Here is a 17,263-nt window from a genome sequence, read left to right as displayed (position 1 = left end):
GTCAGTTCCGCCAGGTGCGCCACAGGTCGGCGTACTGCCCGTCGAGCTCGAGGAGCTCGTGGTGGGACCCGATCTCGACGATGCGCCCGCCCTCGACCACCGCGATCCGGTCCGCGTCGTGGGCGGTGTGCAGGCGGTGGGCGATCGCGATGACCGCCCTCCCGTCGAGCAGCGCCGCCATCGACCCCTCCAGGTGCCTGGCCGAGGACGGGTCGATCAGGGAGGTGGCCTCGTCGAGGACGAGGGTGTGCGGGTCGGCCACGATGAGCCGGGCCAGCGCCACCTGCTGCGCCTGGGCGGGCGTGAGCGGCGTCTTGCCGTGACCGAGCTCCGCGTGCAGCCCGCCCGGAAGCCGCGACACCCACCCCCACGCGTCGACCGCGCGCAGGGCCTGCTCCACCTCGTCGTCGGAGGCGGTGGTCTCGCGCGCGAGCACCACGTTGTCGCGGACCGAGCCGACGAACACGTGATGCTCCTGCGTGACCAGCGCCACCTCGGTGCGGAGCCGGTCCAGCGGGAGGTCCATGACGTCGACGCCACCGACGGTGACCTCGCCCACCCGGGGCCGGTTGATGCCGGCGACGAGCCGCCCGAGGGTCGACTTGCCGGACCCGGACGGGCCGACGATGGCCAGGCGCTCCCCGGGCACGAGGTCCACGTCCACCCCGTGGAGCACGTCGACGCCCTCCCGGTAGCCGAACCGCAGGCCGCTGCCCGTGAGCTTGGCGCCCTCCGGCTGCCCGTCGCCCGGGGTGCGGTCGTCCTCCACCTGGGCCACGCCGATGAGGCGCGCGGTCGAGACGATGCCGAGCTGCAGGTGATCCAGCACCGCGATCACGCGGTCCAGCGGCCCCTGCAGCTGCGAGACGTAGAGCGCCGCCGTCGTGATCTGGCCGATGGTGACCAACCCCTCCGCATGGCCCCAGGTGCCGAGCAGCACCACCCCCACCAGGGGCAGCTGGAACGACGAGTCGACCATGGCGAAGAGCATGTTGCGCAGCGTCATGGTGTAGCGCTCGGCCTGGGCGGACACCTCGGTGTCCTCGTCCAGCTGCGCCACCCGGAGGTCGCCGAGCGCGAGCGCCTCGACGGTGCGGGCGCCCTCCACGGTCTCCGTGGTGGTGGCGTTGATGACGGAGTAGGACCGCGACTCGGTGATGTAGCCCGCCGTCGCCCGCGACAGGTAGTAGCGCCCGCCCAGCCACATGACCACCGCAGTCAGGAGCATGGGCAGCGTCAGGAGCCACGAGTTGAGGACCATGGCCACCAGGGTGGCGCCGATGAGGACGATGGAGACGATGAGCGTCGGGAACGCCCAGCGCGCCGCCGTGGCCATCTTCGACACGTCCGAGGTGATCCGGGTGAGCAGGTCACCCGATCCGGACGACTCCACGTGCCCGAGCGGCAGCCGGAGCACGATCCGCACCACCTCCTCACGCGCGGCGGCGAGCAGGTCGTAGCCGAGCACGGCCGAGGCGCGCCGCGCGGCGAACGTGAGGAGCGCCTGCGCGAGGATCACGCCGGCGATGATCGCCACCAGAGCGGTGACCCCGGAGAGGTCCAACTGCCCGCCGGTGACCCGGTCGATCAGCCGGCCCAGCATGAACGGCGCGACGAGCCCCGCGCCGGCCGCGCCGACGTTGAGCACCACGGCCCACGCCAGCAGGGCGCGGCGATGCCCCTCGAGCATCCGGCCCAGGAACCCGACCGCCTGGCCCGAGGTGGCCACGGGGAACCCGTGCTCGGGCGAGCGCGCGTCGGCGATCACGGCCCGGGCGGTCGCGGTGCGGATGTGGTGCCGCCTGGCCAGCGCGGCCAACCGGGCGCGCGGTCCCCCTCCGCGGGGCACGTCCAGGCCCTCCTGGAGCCGGGGCTCGGGGGGCTCGGTGCGCCAGGTGGAGGCGGAGGACTCCGCCAGCAGGTGTTCACTCATCGTCATCCTCCATGCCGCGCGCGATGACGCGGTGGTAGTCGGGGTGGGTGCGCAGCTCGTCGTGGCTGCCCCGGGCGACCTCCCGGCCCCCGGCCAGCACCGCGATCTCGTCGCAGTGGCGCAGCATCAGCGGTGACGCCGTCACCACGACGGTGGTCCGGCCGCGCCGATGGGCGGCCAGACGCTCGGCGATCCGGGCCTCGGTGTGCGCGTCGACCGCGGACGTGGGCTCGACCAGGATCAGGGTCTCGGGATCGAGCACCAGGGTGCGGGCCAGGACGAGGCGCTGCCGCTGCCCTCCGGACAGGCCCCGGCCCTTCTCGTCGATCCTGCCCTGCCATCCGCCGGGCATGGCGTCGTAGATGTCCTCGCCGGAGGCGACCACCAGCGCCCGCTCGGCCTGGTCGCGGGTATGGGTCCCCCACGGGTCGACGGCGGTCTGCAGCGTGCCGGAGAACAGGCCCGAGCCCGTGTGGGACACCACGACGCGGCGACGCAGCTCGGCCATGTCGAGCTCGGAGTAGTCCACCCCGTCGGCGGTGACGCCCCACGGCCGGGACGCCAGCTCGGCGTCGGCCGCGGCCTTGCGCGCCCGCTCGGCGATCCGTTCCCGGCGCGCGGCCTTCCGCGCCCGGCCGGTGAGCTCCTCGTCGTCGTCCGTCTCGACGGCGGACTCCGGCAGGTAGCGCCCCAGCCGGTCGGCCAGCGCCGCGGAGGCGTCCGGATCCGGCGACACGATGCCGAGCATCCGCCCGGGCCGCACCACCACCCCCGATGCCTCGTCGCGCAGGACGGGCGCGTCCCCGAGGGGCGCCCCGGTGGGCCTCCAGGGCACGTCCGCGCCCAGGAAGGAGAGCGTCTTCTGCGCCGCCACAAGGCCCTGAACCCACTTCTGTGCGAAGTCGAAGAAGGTCTGCATGGGCGTGGTGAGGAACACCGCGTAGCCGAAGAAGCTGATCAGCTGGCCCACGCTGAGGGTGCCCTCGTACATCTGGCGCGAGCCCAGGTACACGAGCGCGACCAGCAGCAGGCCCGAGAGCAGGATGCTGGTGGCCTCGACGACCGCCTGCCAGGTGCCGAGCCGCACGCCGAGGGCGCGCACCTTCTGGGACTGCCGCTCGTAGTTGCGGGCGAACGTCCGCTCCCCGCCGATCCCTCGCAGGATCCGCAGGCCGGTGGCGATGTCGGTGGCCATGGTGGTCAGCGACGAGCTCTCCGTGCGCTCGGCCGACTGCGCCCGGGTGAGCGGGCCCAGCACCGGCGTCGAGGCCAGTAGCAGCACCGGAGTGGCGACGAGCACCACGAGCCCCAGCGACGGGGAGGTGGTCATCATGAGGACCGACGCCAGCAGGAAGCTGACGGCAGACGCGATGACGTGCCCGAAGGAGTCGACGGTGGCGCCGAACTGGTCGCTGTCCGAGGACGCGACGCTCAGCACCTCGCCGGTGGGGACGCGCCGGTTGAGCACGTGACCGAGGTGGACCGCCTGCCGCGATACCCGGCGCTGGACGCCGTAGATACCGAGCAGCCACATCCGCACCGCGAAGGTGTGGAACATGATTCCGCCGACCACGCCGACGACGATGACCAGCAGGAGCAGCGCGACCCACCCGAGGGTGGCCGCGGGGTCTCCGCTGACCACGCCGGCGTCGATCGCCCGGCCAAGGAGCCAGGGGGTCAGCGCGGCGGGGATCATCCACGACGAGGCGGCGAGCGTCATCGCGGGCACGACCCAGCCGTACGACCGCATCAGCCAGAACAGGAACCGGCTGGGCGAACGCACGTCGGGGCGCGAGTCGGCGGGGATTGCGGGCGGGAAGTCGTACCGGCCGCGGGGCGATGCATGCATGGGGAGGTCCTGGAGGGACGGCGTCGTGACGTCGACGCGGAAGATCAGAGGAGGGGGGACGCTCAGGCGTCACGGGTGGGGCGGGGCCCCGGCGCGGCTCCGGTCAGGCGACGGCGAGAGCGCGCAGCCGACCGGTGGCAGCAGTGGTGATCAACATCTGCATGCACCTCCTCACGGTCGACGACAACCCGATTACCTTAGGCACGCCGTTCGGGCCGTGTCAACCCGGCCCCGTCGCCCCTCCCTGCGGGAGGGAGTTGAGCCTGACACGCATCTCATTGCCCACACTTGAGCCTGACACGCATGTCATGACCCCCACTTGAGCCTGAAATCGACCTCAACCACCGAAAACAGCGTTGGAACGTTCAATTCCGCGACAAGGTCGATATCAGGCTCAACGCACCACACCGAGAGCCGTGTCAGGCTCAACGCACGGCGGCGGAGCCGCGCGACGGGGGGCTAGGCGGGGTGCGACAGGCGGGCGGCGGCCGCGGCGACGCGTTCGTCGGTGGCGGTCAGCGCGACGCGCACGTGGCGGGCGGCGGCCGCGCCGTAGAAGTCACCCGGAGCGGCGAGGATGCCGCGCTCAGCCAGCCAGGCGACGGTGTCGCGGCAGTCCTCGCCGCGCGTGGCCCACAGGTACAGGGAGCCCTCCGAGTGCTCGATCCGGAAGCCTGCCGCCTCGAGGGCGGGCTTGAGGAGGGCGCGGCGGGCGAGGTAGCGCTGACGCTGCTCCTCGACGTGGGCCTGGTCCCCCAGCATGGCCACCATCGCGGCCTGGATGGGCGCCGGCACGATCATGCCGAGATGCTTGCGGGCCGCCACCAGGCGCTGGACGACGGCGGGATCCCCGGCGACGAACCCTCCACGGTAGCCGGCGGCGTTGGAGCGCTTGGACAGCGAGCCCACGACCAGCAGGCCCGTGGCGTCGCCGTCGTTGACCCTGGGGTCCAGCACGGAGAAGGGCTCGGCCTCCCAGGCGAACTCGCCGTAGCACTCGTCGCTGGCCAGCACCGCGCCCCGCGTCCGCGCGGCGGCCACGAAGGCGCGCATCTCCTCCAGCCCGAGGATCCGGCCGGTGGGGTTGGCCGGGGAGTTGATCCAGATCAACCGGGCATCGGCCGGGACCCGGGAGGGGTCGTCGAGGGGCACGGCCCGAGCCTTCGCCGTCAGGGCGCCCACCTCATAGGTGGGGTATGCGCATTCCGGGAACACGACGGCGTCCGAGGGCCCGAGGTCGAGCAGGGTGGGCAGCCACGCCACCAGTTCCTTCGTGCCGATCACCGGCATGACGCCCTCGTCCGGCAGGGCGACGGCGGCCCAGCGGCGCTCCAGATAACCCAGGATGGCGCGCCTGGTGGCGGAGACGCCCCACACCGTCGGGTAGCCGTGGGCGTCCGCCGCGGCGGCCAGCGCGTCGCGCGCCAACTGAGGCGTGGGGTCGACGGGCGTGCCGACAGAGAGATCGACGATGCCGTCGGGGTGGGCGGTGGCGACGCGCTTGGCGTCGCTCAGCGTGTCCCAGGGGAAGTCAGGCAGGCGGGCCCCGAGGCCCATCACTCGCCCTGGGGCGGGAGCGCCTCGACGATGGGGTGGTCCTTGTCGATCACGCCGAGCTTCGCCGCGCCACCGGGGGAGCCGATCTCGTCGAAGAACTGGACGTTGACGTCGTAGAACTTGGCCTGCTCCTCGGGCACGTCGTCCTCGTAGTAGATGGCCTCGACGGGGCACACCGGCTCACATGCGCCGCAGTCCACGCACTCCTCGGGGTGGATGTAGAGCATGCGATTGCCCTCGTAGATGCAGTCAACCGGGCACTCCTCGACGCAGGCGCGGTCCTTCACATCGACACAGGGCAAACCGATGATGTACGTCACTTTTCACTCCTTCAAGGGCGGACGATGACAGCTTAGCGTGCCACGGCCCGCCGGGGCCCCGCCCGCGCGACCGGCTGGGCGGGGGGATTCAGCCCGTGGCGATCAGCCGCCCGCGGCCGCGCACGTGATGGCGTCACCCGCGCTGTACTTCCAGCTGTAGTTCTCGCGCTTGACCACCTCGGAGCCCTGGTAGAAGAGCCGCTGCCAGGTGACCGTGAAGCCCCGGATGGGGGCCTGCGGCTCGCACGGGGTGTCTGTGACCACGCGTTCGGCGCCGGTGTAGAAGCCGGACTTCACCGGCTCCGTCGACGTGACCTTGGTGTAGGTGCGCTGGGACCAGATCTTGAAGGTGAGGCTGCCCCGGCTGCCGGGTGAGGACTTCGTGATGATGCCCTGGATGATGGCCGGGTACTCGGTGTCGTTCCTGAACCGCATGTCCAGCGAGCCGTAGTAGATGGTGGCCTCGCGGCCCGCCGGGTACCGGTCGAAGTAGAGGCTGTGGGGCTTGTGCTCGATGTCCTCGTAGCCGGCGAAGAACCCTGCGTTGTACAGCGTCGTGGCGGCCTGCGAGATGCCGCCGCCCGCCTCCTTGACGAGCCGGCCGCCGTTGATGACGTAGCCGTCGACGTACCCGTTGGCGGCGGTGCGCGGGCCGAGCGTGTCGTTGAGGGAGAAGATCTCGCCCGGCAGGAGCACGGTGCCGTTGACCGACGACGCGGCCCGGCCGAGGTTCGTGTTGCGGTAGGCGGCGTGCGGGAAGCGGGTGGTGAACTCCCCGATCACCTCCTTCGGCGCGGCCGCCTGGGCCTCGGCGGTGGTGAACTCGGGCTCCTGGGTGGTCACCGTCACGGGGACGGTGCGGGCAGCGCCAGTGGCGGTGGCCGCCGTCTTCACGGTCTCGACGAAGGCCTCCGGATCCAGCACCTCGCCGGTCACCGAGGGAACCACGACCGGGACCCCGGTGGCGAAGCTGTAGCCCGCGTCCTTCGGGGGGTTGAGGCCGAGGGCCTCCTGCGCGCCTTCCGCGACGGCGGACAGCGCGTCGGCGTCGATGACGGGCGCGAGCTTTCCGTCGGTCACCGAGAAGGTGGTCACCCCCGCGATGGTGGCTGGCGCGATGTCCATGCTGGCGGTCTTGTAGGTGAGCGTGACCGGCCCGCTGAGGATGGGGGTGGCGTACGCGGTGACGGCCTCGTCCACCATGGCGTCGGTCACCGCGGGCGGCTCGTTCCGGGTGGCGGCCTGGGCGGAGTCCTCCCCCGCCAGGAAGGCCGTCTCGACCGCGTCCACCGTGGCGTCCACGTTCAGTTGCTGGGCGTCCACCGCCGCGGTGCGAGCGATCTGGCCGTCCGTGAACGCGAGCGTGGCGTCCACGCCCTCCACGGCGAAGTTGTCCGCCACCGCCTCGACGGCGTCCGTCAGGGCGGCCTCGTCGACCGTGCGCACCAGCGCCACGTCCTCACCCCCGACGAGGTTGCGGGCGATGTCAGCGGGATTCCAGCTGTAGCCGCCGCCCGCCGCGCGGACGGTGGCCTCGAAGTCCGTGCTGAGGCCGCTCTCGGCGGCCGGCAGCGGGACGGCGACCGACCCGGAGCTCAGCATGAGGGGTGCGGCGGCCTCGTCCGCGAACTGGGTGCGGAGCGTCTCGACGGCCTCATCCGGGGACAGGCCGCCGATCGCGAACCCCTCCACCGAGGCCTGAGCCGGCAGTTGGCTGCCCGCGACGAAGTAGGAGGCGACGTAGCCGCCCCCCACCAGCACCACGGCCCCGACTCCGACGCCGATCGCGATCTTCGCAGACTTCTTCACATTCACCCCTCAGCGGCCAACGCCGCACAGCGACCTCAATGGTACGAAACGCCGACGACGCCCCCAAATGCCGGCGCTCAGCGCACCCGCAGCGACCAGGGCAGGCTGAGCACGCCGTGGCCGCGCAGGCCCACCCGTGCCGCGAGCCCCGCCAGGACGGACTCGCCGTCCGGCAGACCGACGCCGCCCGCGGCCGTCTCGCTGGAGGTGGCCGGCCTGATCAGCGCAAGCACCCCCGAATCCCCCTGGTGGGCCAGCTTGACGTCCTTGGGATCCAGCCCCGCGAGCGCGCACGCGCGCTCCACCGCGACCCGCCGGCCCCCGATGTGGTCCACGAGCCCGCGGTCCCTTGCGTCGGCGCCCGTCCAGACCCGCCCCCGGGCGAGAGCCTCCAGCTGCGCATACTCCATGCCCCGGTCCTGCGCGGCGAAGGTGGTGAAGTCCAGGTAGACCCGGTCCAGCCAGGCGTCGAGGCGCGCCCAGTCCTCGTCGGAGAACCGCGAGGCGTCGGAGAGGAAGGATGCGCTCTCCCCGATGGGGATGGCCTCGCGGATGAGTCCGAGCTTGTCGTAGAGCCCCTGGGTGACCATCTTGCCGCCCAGGACGCCGATGGAGCCGGTGAGTGTGGCGGCGTGGGCGACGATCTCATCGGCCGGCATGGCCACGTAGTAGCCGCCCGAGGCCGCGACATGGCCCATCTGCGCCACCACCGGCTTGCCTGACTCACGCAGCCGCAGGACGGAGCGCCTGATGAAGTCCGAGGCGACGGCGGACCCGCCGGGCGACTCGACGTCGAGGATCACGGCCCTCACGTCGTCGTCGCGCAGCGCGGCGCGGAGGTGCTCGTCGACGACGTCCGCCCCGGCCTGCTCGCCGCCCATGGGGCTGCGCTGACCGCGACCTGTCACGATGGCGCCGCGGACGGAGACCACCGCGACCTTCGCCTGCCCCCGCTGCAGCTTCCGCTTCAGCGCGGCCTTCGAGGTATAGCGCTGCGCGAACAGCAGATGCTCGGGCCGCGCGCCCCATGCCTCCAGGGTCTCGGCGTAGGCCTCGTCGCGGTAGCCGATCCTGTCGATCAGTCCGAGCTCGAGCGCGCGCTCGGGCGTGACCGGCGCCCCGTTGACGCCCTCCCACACCTGCTCGGCCGACAGCCCTCGACGGCGGGCGACGGCCTCGACGATCCCGTCCACCAGCGATTGGCCCAGGCGCGTCATCATCTCGCGGTTGGCCTCGGTGACGTGATCTGCCGCATAGCTGTCCGCGGCGGTCTTGTACTCGTGGCGCTGCCCGAACTGCGGCTCCACGCCCACCTTCTCCAGCAGCCCACGCAGCAGCGTGATGCTGAGCTCCACTCCCCCGATGCTCAACATGCCCGTGGGCTGCACCCAGATCTGGTCCGCCGCGACGGCGAGACGGTAGGCCGCGAGGCCACCGGACAACTCCCCGAAGGACTCGGCCCAGGCCATGGTCTGCTTCTTCTGCCCGAACGTCTCGACCAGGCCGGCGATCTCCTCGATGTGGGCCAGGAGGGTCTGCGACGGTACGGAGTGCACGATGAGGCCGACGACGCGCGGGTCATCGGCCGCGTCCGCCAGGTGCTGGCGGAGCGCCCCGAGGGTGGCGCTGTTGATCAGCTGGATCGCCTGGACGGGGTTGGTGGGCCTGGCCACGAGCACCCCGCGGGCCATGTCGAGTTCCAGCACGATCGGCTTGTCACCGACGAGATTGCCCACCACATCCTTGATGCCCATGCCGCCCAGCATAGACGCCGCCGGCGGCGTCCCCTCGGATGAGGAAACGCCGCCGGCAAGCGGTGGAGGTGCGGCTCAGAGGACCGACTTGGCGGTGGCCACGACGTTGGCCACGGTGAAGCCGAACTCCTCGAAGCACTTGTTGCCCGAGGCGGAGGCCCCGAAGTGCTCGATGCTGACCGAGGCACCCTTGGCGCCGAGGTACTTCGACCACCCCATGGCGATGCCGGCCTCGATGCTCACGCGGGCCGTGACGGCCGCGGGCAGGACGGACTCCTTGTACTCGGCCGTCTGCTCGTCGAACCACTCCTGGCAGGGCACGGAGACCACGCGGGTGGCGATGCCCTCGGCCTGCAGCGCCTCCTGCGAGGCCAGCGCCAGCTCCACCTCGGAGCCGGAGGCCAGCAGGATCACGGCCACCTCACCGTCGGCCTCGCTCACCACGTACGCGCCGTTGGCGACGCCCTCCGCGGAGGCGAACTTCTCGCCGCGCGGGATGGTGCGCAGGTCCTGGCGGGACAGGATGATGCCGGCCGGGCGGTCCGAGCGGCGCAGGATCTCGCCCCACGCGACGGAGGTCTCGTTGGCGTCCGACGGGCGGACGACGTCGAGGCCGGGGATGGCGCGCAGCGAGGCGAGGTGCTCGATGGGCTGGTGGGTGGGGCCGTCCTCGCCGACGCCGACCGAGTCGTGGCTCCACACGAACACCGTGGGCACGCCCATGATGGAGGCGAGGCGCACGGCCGGGCGCATGTAGTCGGCGAAGACCAGGAAGGTGCCGCCGTAGGCGCGGGTGAGGCCGGAGAGGTTGATGCCGTTGAGGATGCCGCCCATGGCGTGCTCGCGGATGCCGAAGTGCAGCGTGCGGCCGTAGGGGTTGCCGGGCCAGTCGTGCGTGACGCGCTCCTCGGGGAGGAAGCTGGGCTCGCCCTTCATCGTCGTGTTGTTGGAGCCGGCGAGGTCCGCGGACCCGCCCCACAGCTCGGGGAGCTGGGACGCGAGCGCGGAGAGCACCTCACCGGAGGCGGCGCGGGTGGACTTCTTGCCCTCCTCGAACACCGGCAGGCTCAGGTCCTCGGGAAGCTTGCGGGCCGCGGCGCGCTCCAGCAGCGCCACGCGCTCCGGGTTGGCGGCCGCCCAGGCGGCGTACTTCTCGTCCCAGGCGGCGCGGGCCGCGCGGCCGCGCTCGGCAGCGTTGGCACGGGCGTGGTCCACGACGGCCTGGTCCACAGCGAAGGGCTCCTGCGGGAACTTCAGGGCGTCCTTGAGGGCGGCGATCTCGTCGGCGCCGATCTTGGAGCCGTGCACGGCGTGCATGCCCTGCTTGTTGGGCAGCGGCCAGCCGATGACGGTGGTGAGCTTGATGAAGCTGGGCTTGTCCGTGACGGCCTTCGCGGCCTCGATGGCCGCGTACAGGGCGTCCATGTCCTCGCGGTACTCGGTGCCGCCGTTGGTCCAGTCCACGCTCTGCACGTGCCAGCCGTAGGCCTCGTAGCGGGCGTTGACGTCCTCGGTGAACGAGATGTCGGTCTCACCCTCGATGGTGATGCGGTTGTCGTCGTAGATGAGGGTCAGGTTGCCCAGGTTCTGCGTGGCGGCCAGGGAGGAGGCCTCGGACGAGACGCCCTCCTGCAGGCAGCCGTCGCCCGCGATCACGTAGATCTGGCGGTCGAACACCGACTCGCCGACGGGGGCCTCCGGGTCGAAGAGGCCGCGCTCGCGGCGGGCGGCCATGGCCATGCCGACGGCGTTCGAGATGCCGGCGCCGAGGGGGCCGGTGGTGCACTCCACGAACTTCGTGTGGTGGTACTCGGGGTGGCCGGGGGTCTTGGAGCCCCACGTGCGCAGCGCCTTCAGGTCCTCGAGCTCCAGCCCGAGGCCGCCCAGGTAGAGCTGCGTGTACTGCGTCAGCGACGCGTGACCCGCCGACAGCACGAACCTGTCGCGGCCGAGCCAGAGGTCGTCGGTGGGATCGATGTTCATCACCTTCTGGTACAGAAGGTAGGCCACCGGCGCGAGCGAGATGGGCGTACCGGGGTGTCCGTTGCCAACCTTCTCGACTGCGTCGGCGGCGAGGATGCGGGCGGTGTCGACGGCTCGGGAGTCCTGTTCGGTCCACTCAAGGGTCACGTTTTCAGTTCCTAACTGTGATCTGCGACGAGCGGGCATGGCCGCGGCGCCGATGTGCAGGATCACAATATCCTGTGCCCTTCCCCGGATCGCGGCGGTTCCCACCTGTTGCCGTGGGTCCACGCCGAGGTTGGGCAGATGCTCAGCGCTGGGCGGCCGTGAGGGGCGGATCGGCGGACCAGGGGAAGACGATCCACTCGTCGGTGCGCTTCCAGACGAAGTCGGGATCGACGAGGGTGCGCGACTTCGCGAAGAGCACGGCGCTGCGCACGTCCGCCCCGAAGCCGCGCAGCAGCTTGATCACCAGCCCCAGGGTGCGGCCGGAGTCCGCCACGTCGTCGACGACGAGGATCCGCTTGCCGGCGATGGACTCGGTGTCCATCATCGGCGCCAGCAGGATGGGGTCCGGCAGTGTCTGCTCCACGTCGGTGTAGAACTCCACGTTGATGACGTCGGTGAGCTTCACGCCCAGCGCGTAGGTGAGGCCGCCCGCAACGGGCATGCCGCCCCGCGCCACCGCCACGATGATCGACGGCTCGAACCCGGACTCCGCGACGAGGCCGGCCAGCTCCCGCTGCGCCGCCCCGAACCCCTCCCACGTCAGAATCTCCTTGTGGGTCAGATCGCTCGCGTCAGCGTGGAAAGCCATGACGACATGCTAGTGGCCGCGCGGTGCGCGGTCACAGCAGCTGGGTCATGAACACCACGTCGAGCCACCGGTCGAACTTCCGGCCCACCTCCGGCAGGCGCCCCGACTCGACGAAGCCCAGCTTGCGGTGGAACGCCAGCGAGTCCTCGTTGGCACCGTCGACGACGCCCACCATCACGTGCACGCCCCTTCCCCTCGCGTAGTCCAGGAGGGCCAGCATGAGCATCCGCCCGCCGCCCGCGGCGCGGCGGCCCGATCGGATGTAGACGCTGTGCTCGACCGTGTGCGCGTAGCCGGCCAGGGGGCGGAACGGGCCGTAGCTGGCGTAGCCGATGACCTCGCCGTCGTCCTCGAGCACGAGGACCGGAAAGTCCGCGCCGGTGAGCCGCTCGAACCACGCCCGTCGGTCGGCCACGGTCACGGGTTCCAGCGCGTAGGAGGCCGTGGTGCCCACGCCTGCCTCGTTGAAGATGTCGGTGATGGCCGGCAGGTCTCGGCTCTGGGCGGGACGGATGGTCGGCATGGTGCCATCGTATGGGCTGCTGGGCGGGTGTCGCGGGGGTAGCGTGACGGGCATGACCATTCACGAGCTGCACGGCACCTGGGGGCGGGGCCGCGTCGCGGAGCTGGGCGCCTGCGTGCTGTCCTGGGAGCCGGCCGGCCACGGCGAGGTGCTGTGGATGTCCGGGGAGGCCCGGTTGAGTGTCGGGCACATGTGGCACGGCGGGATCCCGGTGTGCGCGCCGTGGTTCGGGACGGGCCGCGCGGGGGCCGACGTGCCGTTCAGCCACGGCCTGGTGGCAAGGGTGCCCTGGGCTCTGGACCTGCTGGAGCAGAGCGACGACGGGGCCCGGGTGGTGCTCACCCTGGACTCCCCCGGCGTCGCGCACCTGCCCGGGGCCGAGCTCTACCCGCCGGATCTCGCGTACCGCCTGGACGTGCGGATGAGCCGGGAGCGGCTCACCGTCGAGCTCACCGTGGCCAGCCCGACCAGCGAGGTCGTCGTGGACTGCGCGCTGCACCCGTACTTCGCGGTCGACGCCCGCGGCGCGTCGGTGACGGGCCTGGAGGGAGTGCCGTTCCGCGACTTCGCAGTCGACGCGGCCGTGGCGGTGGAGGACGTGCCCGTCGCGGTCGGGCGGCACCTGGACCGCGTCTACTCGGGCGCTCCTGACCTGACCCTGCGGGACCCGGTGCGCAGCATCGCGCTCTCCGCCGACGGCGCGGCCAGCGTGATCGTGTGGAACCCGGGTCCCGGTGGCCGCGAGGTCGCCAGCGGGGAGTGGACGGCGTTCGCCTGCGTGGAGTACGGCTGCGTGCAGGACAACGCGGTGACCATCCCCGCGGGCGGTACCCACACGGTCGCGATGCACGTCGAGGTGTGAGCAGAGCCAGACAGGTTCGGGGTCTTCGTCGTCCAGTTCCACGTCAGCTACAGCAGCGGCGCGATCTCCCCCGTGTAGAGCGGGGCGAGCGTCGGATCCGTTCCCCCGAGTGCCTCGGCGGCCGATGACCAGCGCACGGCGTCGATCTCGGCCGCGGGATGCACGGGGCCGACGACGGCCTCGGGCCAGGCGAAGACGTGCGCCACAACGGTGTGGTCCGGCTCGTTGGCCGCGTCCGCCTCGAACAGCCCCAACGGCACCAGAAGCCGGTGATCCAGGTCGAGGCCCAGCTCCTCGCGGACCTCGCGGGCGCCGCACTGCTCAGGCGTCTCCCCCTCCTCGGGCTTGCCCCCGGGGTTCATCCACCTCGTCGTGCCGCGCTTGCGCACGAGCAACACGTTGCCGGAGGGGTCGCGGAGCACCACCGCCGTCACGTGGATGCGTCGCTCCATGGGCGCGAGGGTACCGCGTTAGGCTGGCTGGACCGAAGCGGGAGGGATCGACGTGACCAGGGCTCTGATCGTTGTGGACGTGCAGGTGGACTTCTGTGAGGGGGGCGCGCTCGGGGTGGAGGGCGGCAACGCGGTGGCCGAGGCGGTGGCGGCGCTGCTGGCCGGGGATCACGGCTACCGGCGGGTGGTGGCCACGCGCGACCACCACATCGATCCTGGGGCGCACTTCTCCGACACCCCCGACTTCGTGGACAGCTGGCCGCCCCACTGCGTGGTGGGCACCCCCGGGCAGGAGCTCCACCCGGCGCTGCGGGAGTTCGGCTTCGACGCCGTGTTCGACAAGGGCTCCTTCGCCGCCGCGTACTCAGGGTTCGAGGGCACCGTGGGGGGTGGGGACGACGGGACCGGTCTGGCGCAGTGGCTGGGCGAGCACGGCATCACGCACGTGGACGTGTGCGGCATCGCCACCGACTACTGCGTGCGGGCCACCGCGATCGACGCGGCGCGCGAGGGCTTCGAGACCCGCGTGCTCGGCGGCCTGGTGGCCGCCGTGCACCCGGCGGGCACCTCTCGGGTCGTCGAGGAGCTCACCGGGGAACGCGTCGCCTGGGTGGGCGGCGGTCAGGGCTGAGCGGGGATCAGCCCTGGACGTACTTGATCAGGTGCTCCTGCTCCGTCTGCAGCTGGTCGATGCGGCTCTTGACGATGTCGCCGATGCTGACGATGGCCACGAAGTGACCCTCCTGCACCACCGGCATGTGGCGGGTCCGGTACTCGGTCATGGCCGCCGCGACACTGGCGATGTCGTCGTCGGGGACGCACACGTGGACGTCGCGGTCAAGAATCTCGCCGATGGTGGCCTCCAGCGCCGCCGCCCCGCGCTCGCCCAGGGCGCGCACCACGTCGCGCTCCCCCGCGATGCCGGTGACCGTCTCACCGTCGTCGGTGATGACGACGGCGCCGATGCGGTGGTGGGTCATGAGTTTCACGAGGTCCGCGACGCTCTGGTCAGAGCGGGCGGTGATGACAGTGGAGCCCTTGCTGGCGATGACGTCGTTGATGCGCATGGCTCACGGTATCGCCGCAGGTGGGGGGCGCGGTAGAGATCCCGCCGAATGTGGCGGGTCGTCTACCAGTCCTGCGCCACCTTGGCCCGTCGCGCCTCGTCCTCGTCGTCGATGCTCTGGTCCATGTCGAAGGCGGGCAGCGCCGACGCCGGCACGTTGACGATCTTCGCCGGCACGCCCGCGACGGTGGTGTGGGGCGGCACCTCGTGCAGGACCACCGAACCGGCGCCGATCTTCGCGCCCTCGCCGACACGGATGTTGCCCAGCACCTTGGCGCCGGCGCCGATCATCACGCCGCGGCCGATCTTGGGATGCCGGTCTCCCCCCTCCTTGCCGGAGCCGCCGAGGGTGACCTCATGGAGCATGGAGAAGTCGTCCTCGACCACCGCCGTCTCGCCGATCACCACGCTGGTGGCGTGGTCGAACATGATCCCCTTCCCGATCCGGGCGCCGGGGTGGATGTCGACGGCGAACACCTCAGAGATCCGGCTCTGCAGGTAGAGCGCCAGCGGCTTGCGGTCGTGCATCCAGTAGAAGTGCGCCACCCGGTAGGCCTGGATGGACTGGAAGCCCTTGAAGTAGAGCAGCGGGTTCGCGTAGCCGGGGCACGCGGGATCCCTGGAGACCACGGCCTGAAGGTCCGCGCGAATGGCGCGCTGGATGCACTCGTCGTCGAGGATCACGTCGTGGATGATGTCGCGGAGGCTGAGCGCCGGGAGGGTGGTGTTGTCGAGCTTCGCGGCCAGGATCAGGCTGAGCGCGTCCTCCAGGTCCGGCTGGCTGAGGACGACGGTGTGCAGGAACCCGGCGAGCAGCGGCTCGTGGGCCGCGGCCTCCGCGCATTCGCGCTTGATCGCGTCCCAGATCTGGTCGTCGGGGACGATGCGGCTCGGATCCATGCGGAACTCCTTGAGTGGTGTGACGCCTGCAACGGTACCCACCGTCGGTTCAGACGACGCATCAGTCCGCTGACGGCGAACCCTCCGCCGGCGGCAACGTGATCACGACCGAGCCGGACTCGAGGTCGAGCGGCTTGGGGCCCGGAGCTCCCTGGTCCTCCTCGACGACGAGGATCTTGTCCAGGTCGCGCTGCCGCCGGACGTACTCCAGCCCCGGCTGGAAGATCGACATGAAGTCCGACACCCGCACACCTCCCTGTGGTTCATCCCACTGTAGGCGTCACAGGCTCAGATCACGCGCACCGACAGGACGCCCTCGATGGCTCGGATCTCGGCGGCGAGGCACTCGGGGACGGCGCCCTCGACGTCGATGACGGTGTAGGCCAGCTCGCCACGCGACTTGTTGAGGAGGTCCGCGATGTTGAGCCCGGCATCGGCCAGCAGCGTGGAGATGCGGCCCACCATGTTGGGCACGTTCGCGTTGGCGATCGCCAGGCGCATCGTCGACTCTGAGCGGGCGAGCACGGCATCCGGGAAGTTCACCGAGTTGGTGATGTCGCCGTTGGCGAGGTAGGCGTGCAGCTGCGCGGCGGCCATCACGGCGCAGTTGTCCTCGGCCTCGCCGGTGGACGCCCCGAGGTGGGGCGTGGCGACCACGGCCGGGTGGTGGTTGAGCAGCGGGGAGGGGAAGTCGCAGATGTAGCCGCGCAGCCTGTGCCGGTCCAGCGCCTCCACCACGGCCTCCTCGTCGACGATCGCCGCGCGGGAGAAGTTGAGCAGCAGCGCCTTGGCCTTCATGAGGGCCAGGCGGTCGGCGTTGATGAGCCCGCGTGTGCCCGCCACCAGGGGGACGTGCAGCGACACGGCGTCGGAACGCTTGAGGACCTCCTCGATGGAGGTGGCCTGCTCGACGGTGGCCGACAGCTTCCAGGCGTGGCCCACCGTGATCTGCGGGTCGTAGCCCAGCACGCGCATGCCCAGGGCGGCGGCCGCGTTGGCCACCTGGACGCCGATGGCGCCGAGTCCGACCACGCCGAAGACGCGGCCCGGGAGCTCGAACCCCACGAATGCCTTCTTGCCCTTCTCCACGAGCTCCTCGACCTCGTCGGGGGTCCCGTCGAGCGACCGGCTGAACTCGACCGCCTGCACGATGTTGCGGGCGCCGACCAGCAGTCCGGCCAGCACCAGCTCCTTGACCGCGTTGGCGTTCGCTCCGGGGGTGTTGAAGACCGGGACTCCCCGGGCGCTCAGCTCCGCAACCGGCACGTTGTTGGTGCCGGCCCCGGCGCGGGCGACCGCCAGCACGGACGCGGGGATCTCCCGGTTGTTGAGGTTGGCGGACCGGACCAGCAACGCGTCCGGGTCCGCGATGTCCGAGGCGACCACGTAGGACTCCGCCGGGAGCTGCGCCAGCCCGTGGGCGCTGATGGCGTTGAGGGTCTGGACCCGGTAGGTCACG

The 17,263-nt window shown here is 71.3% G+C and carries 16 protein-coding genes; 2 read left to right on the top strand and 14 right to left on the bottom strand.

All coding sequences use genetic code 11. From position 1 onward, the window contains the following. Nucleotide 1 precedes the first annotated feature (1 nt). From ACX1D3_RS07100 to ACX1D3_RS07060, 9 genes are all read right to left on the bottom strand, one after another. A complete protein-coding gene (locus ACX1D3_RS07100; protein ID WP_458996283.1) occupies nucleotides 2-1,933 on the bottom strand; it encodes an ABC transporter ATP-binding protein in 1,932 nt (643 codons plus the stop codon). Beyond that, entirely contained in the window at nucleotides 1,926-3,782 is a 1,857-nt protein-coding gene (locus ACX1D3_RS07095; protein WP_458996282.1) for an ABC transporter transmembrane domain-containing protein, read from the bottom strand. The genes ACX1D3_RS07100 and ACX1D3_RS07095 overlap by 8 nt, the downstream gene beginning before the upstream one ends. A gap of 459 nt (nucleotides 3,783-4,241) precedes the next feature. Next, nucleotides 4,242-5,339, bottom strand: a complete 1,098-nt coding sequence (gene dapC, locus ACX1D3_RS07090) for a succinyldiaminopimelate transaminase (RefSeq protein WP_458996281.1) — start codon at nucleotides 5,337-5,339, stop codon at nucleotides 4,242-4,244. Further along, nucleotides 5,339-5,659, bottom strand: a complete 321-nt coding sequence (gene fdxA, locus ACX1D3_RS07085) for a ferredoxin (RefSeq protein ID WP_458996280.1) — start codon at nucleotides 5,657-5,659, stop codon at nucleotides 5,339-5,341. The genes dapC and fdxA overlap by 1 nt, the downstream gene beginning before the upstream one ends. 102 nt (nucleotides 5,660-5,761) lie before the next feature. Continuing rightward, a complete protein-coding gene (locus tag ACX1D3_RS07080) occupies nucleotides 5,762-7,468 on the bottom strand; it encodes a VanW family protein (protein WP_458996279.1) in 1,707 nt (568 codons plus the stop codon). A 77-nt stretch (nucleotides 7,469-7,545) separates the two neighbouring features. Continuing rightward, on the bottom strand, nucleotides 7,546-9,222 hold the full coding sequence (locus tag ACX1D3_RS07075; protein ID WP_458996278.1) for a S49 family peptidase: 1,677 nt from the start codon (nucleotides 9,220-9,222) through the stop codon (nucleotides 7,546-7,548). Between the two features lie 75 nt (nucleotides 9,223-9,297). Then, nucleotides 9,298-11,391 carry a transketolase gene (gene tkt / locus ACX1D3_RS07070; protein WP_458996494.1) on the bottom strand — a complete coding sequence of 698 codons (2,094 nt, stop codon included), beginning with the start codon at nucleotides 11,389-11,391 and terminating at the stop codon, nucleotides 9,298-9,300. Between the two features lie 103 nt (nucleotides 11,392-11,494). After that, a complete protein-coding gene (locus ACX1D3_RS07065; RefSeq protein ID WP_458996277.1) occupies nucleotides 11,495-12,001 on the bottom strand; it encodes a phosphoribosyltransferase in 507 nt (168 codons plus the stop codon). Between the two features lie 31 nt (nucleotides 12,002-12,032). Beyond that, nucleotides 12,033-12,524: a GNAT family N-acetyltransferase gene (locus ACX1D3_RS07060; RefSeq protein WP_458996276.1), complete on the bottom strand. Its 492-nt coding sequence runs from the start codon at nucleotides 12,522-12,524 to the stop codon at nucleotides 12,033-12,035. Nucleotides 12,525-12,576: 52 nt separating this feature from the next. Here ACX1D3_RS07060 and ACX1D3_RS07055 point away from each other — a divergent pair, with 52 nt between their 5' ends. Further along, nucleotides 12,577-13,386, top strand: coding sequence for an aldose epimerase family protein (locus ACX1D3_RS07055; RefSeq protein ID WP_458996275.1), 810 nt, complete (start codon nucleotides 12,577-12,579; stop codon nucleotides 13,384-13,386). Nucleotides 13,387-13,433: 47 nt separating this feature from the next. On the opposite strand, the gene ACX1D3_RS07050 is transcribed toward ACX1D3_RS07055, so the two are convergent. Beyond that, entirely contained in the window at nucleotides 13,434-13,838 is a 405-nt protein-coding gene (locus tag ACX1D3_RS07050; RefSeq protein WP_458996274.1) for an NUDIX hydrolase, read from the bottom strand. A gap of 52 nt (nucleotides 13,839-13,890) precedes the next feature. Between ACX1D3_RS07050 and ACX1D3_RS07045 the strand changes: the two genes are divergently transcribed. Continuing rightward, a complete protein-coding gene (locus tag ACX1D3_RS07045; protein ID WP_458996273.1) occupies nucleotides 13,891-14,469 on the top strand; it encodes an isochorismatase family protein in 579 nt (192 codons plus the stop codon). Nucleotides 14,470-14,476: 7 nt separating this feature from the next. Here ACX1D3_RS07045 and ACX1D3_RS07040 read toward each other — a convergent pair whose 3' ends face one another. From ACX1D3_RS07040 to ACX1D3_RS07025, 4 genes are all read right to left on the bottom strand, one after another. Continuing rightward, a complete protein-coding gene (locus ACX1D3_RS07040; protein WP_458996272.1) occupies nucleotides 14,477-14,905 on the bottom strand; it encodes a CBS domain-containing protein in 429 nt (142 codons plus the stop codon). 62 nt (nucleotides 14,906-14,967) lie between these two features. Continuing rightward, nucleotides 14,968-15,804 (bottom strand): serine O-acetyltransferase, encoded by an 837-nt coding sequence (cysE, locus tag ACX1D3_RS07035; RefSeq protein ID WP_458996271.1) that lies wholly within the window; start codon nucleotides 15,802-15,804, stop codon nucleotides 14,968-14,970. Nucleotides 15,805-15,865: 61 nt separating this feature from the next. After that, nucleotides 15,866-16,048 (bottom strand): DUF6191 domain-containing protein, encoded by a 183-nt coding sequence (locus ACX1D3_RS07030; RefSeq protein ID WP_458996270.1) that lies wholly within the window; start codon nucleotides 16,046-16,048, stop codon nucleotides 15,866-15,868. Nucleotides 16,049-16,092: 44 nt separating this feature from the next. Beyond that, nucleotides 16,093-17,262, bottom strand: coding sequence for a phosphoglycerate dehydrogenase (locus tag ACX1D3_RS07025; protein WP_458996269.1), 1,170 nt, complete (start codon nucleotides 17,260-17,262; stop codon nucleotides 16,093-16,095). Between the last annotated feature and the right edge of the window lies 1 nt (nucleotide 17,263).

It is taken from the genome of Tessaracoccus yangjingae, assembly GCF_054483935.1.
Note: the sequence above shows the minus strand (reverse complement) of the source record. Positions and strands in the feature narration are given on the sequence as shown.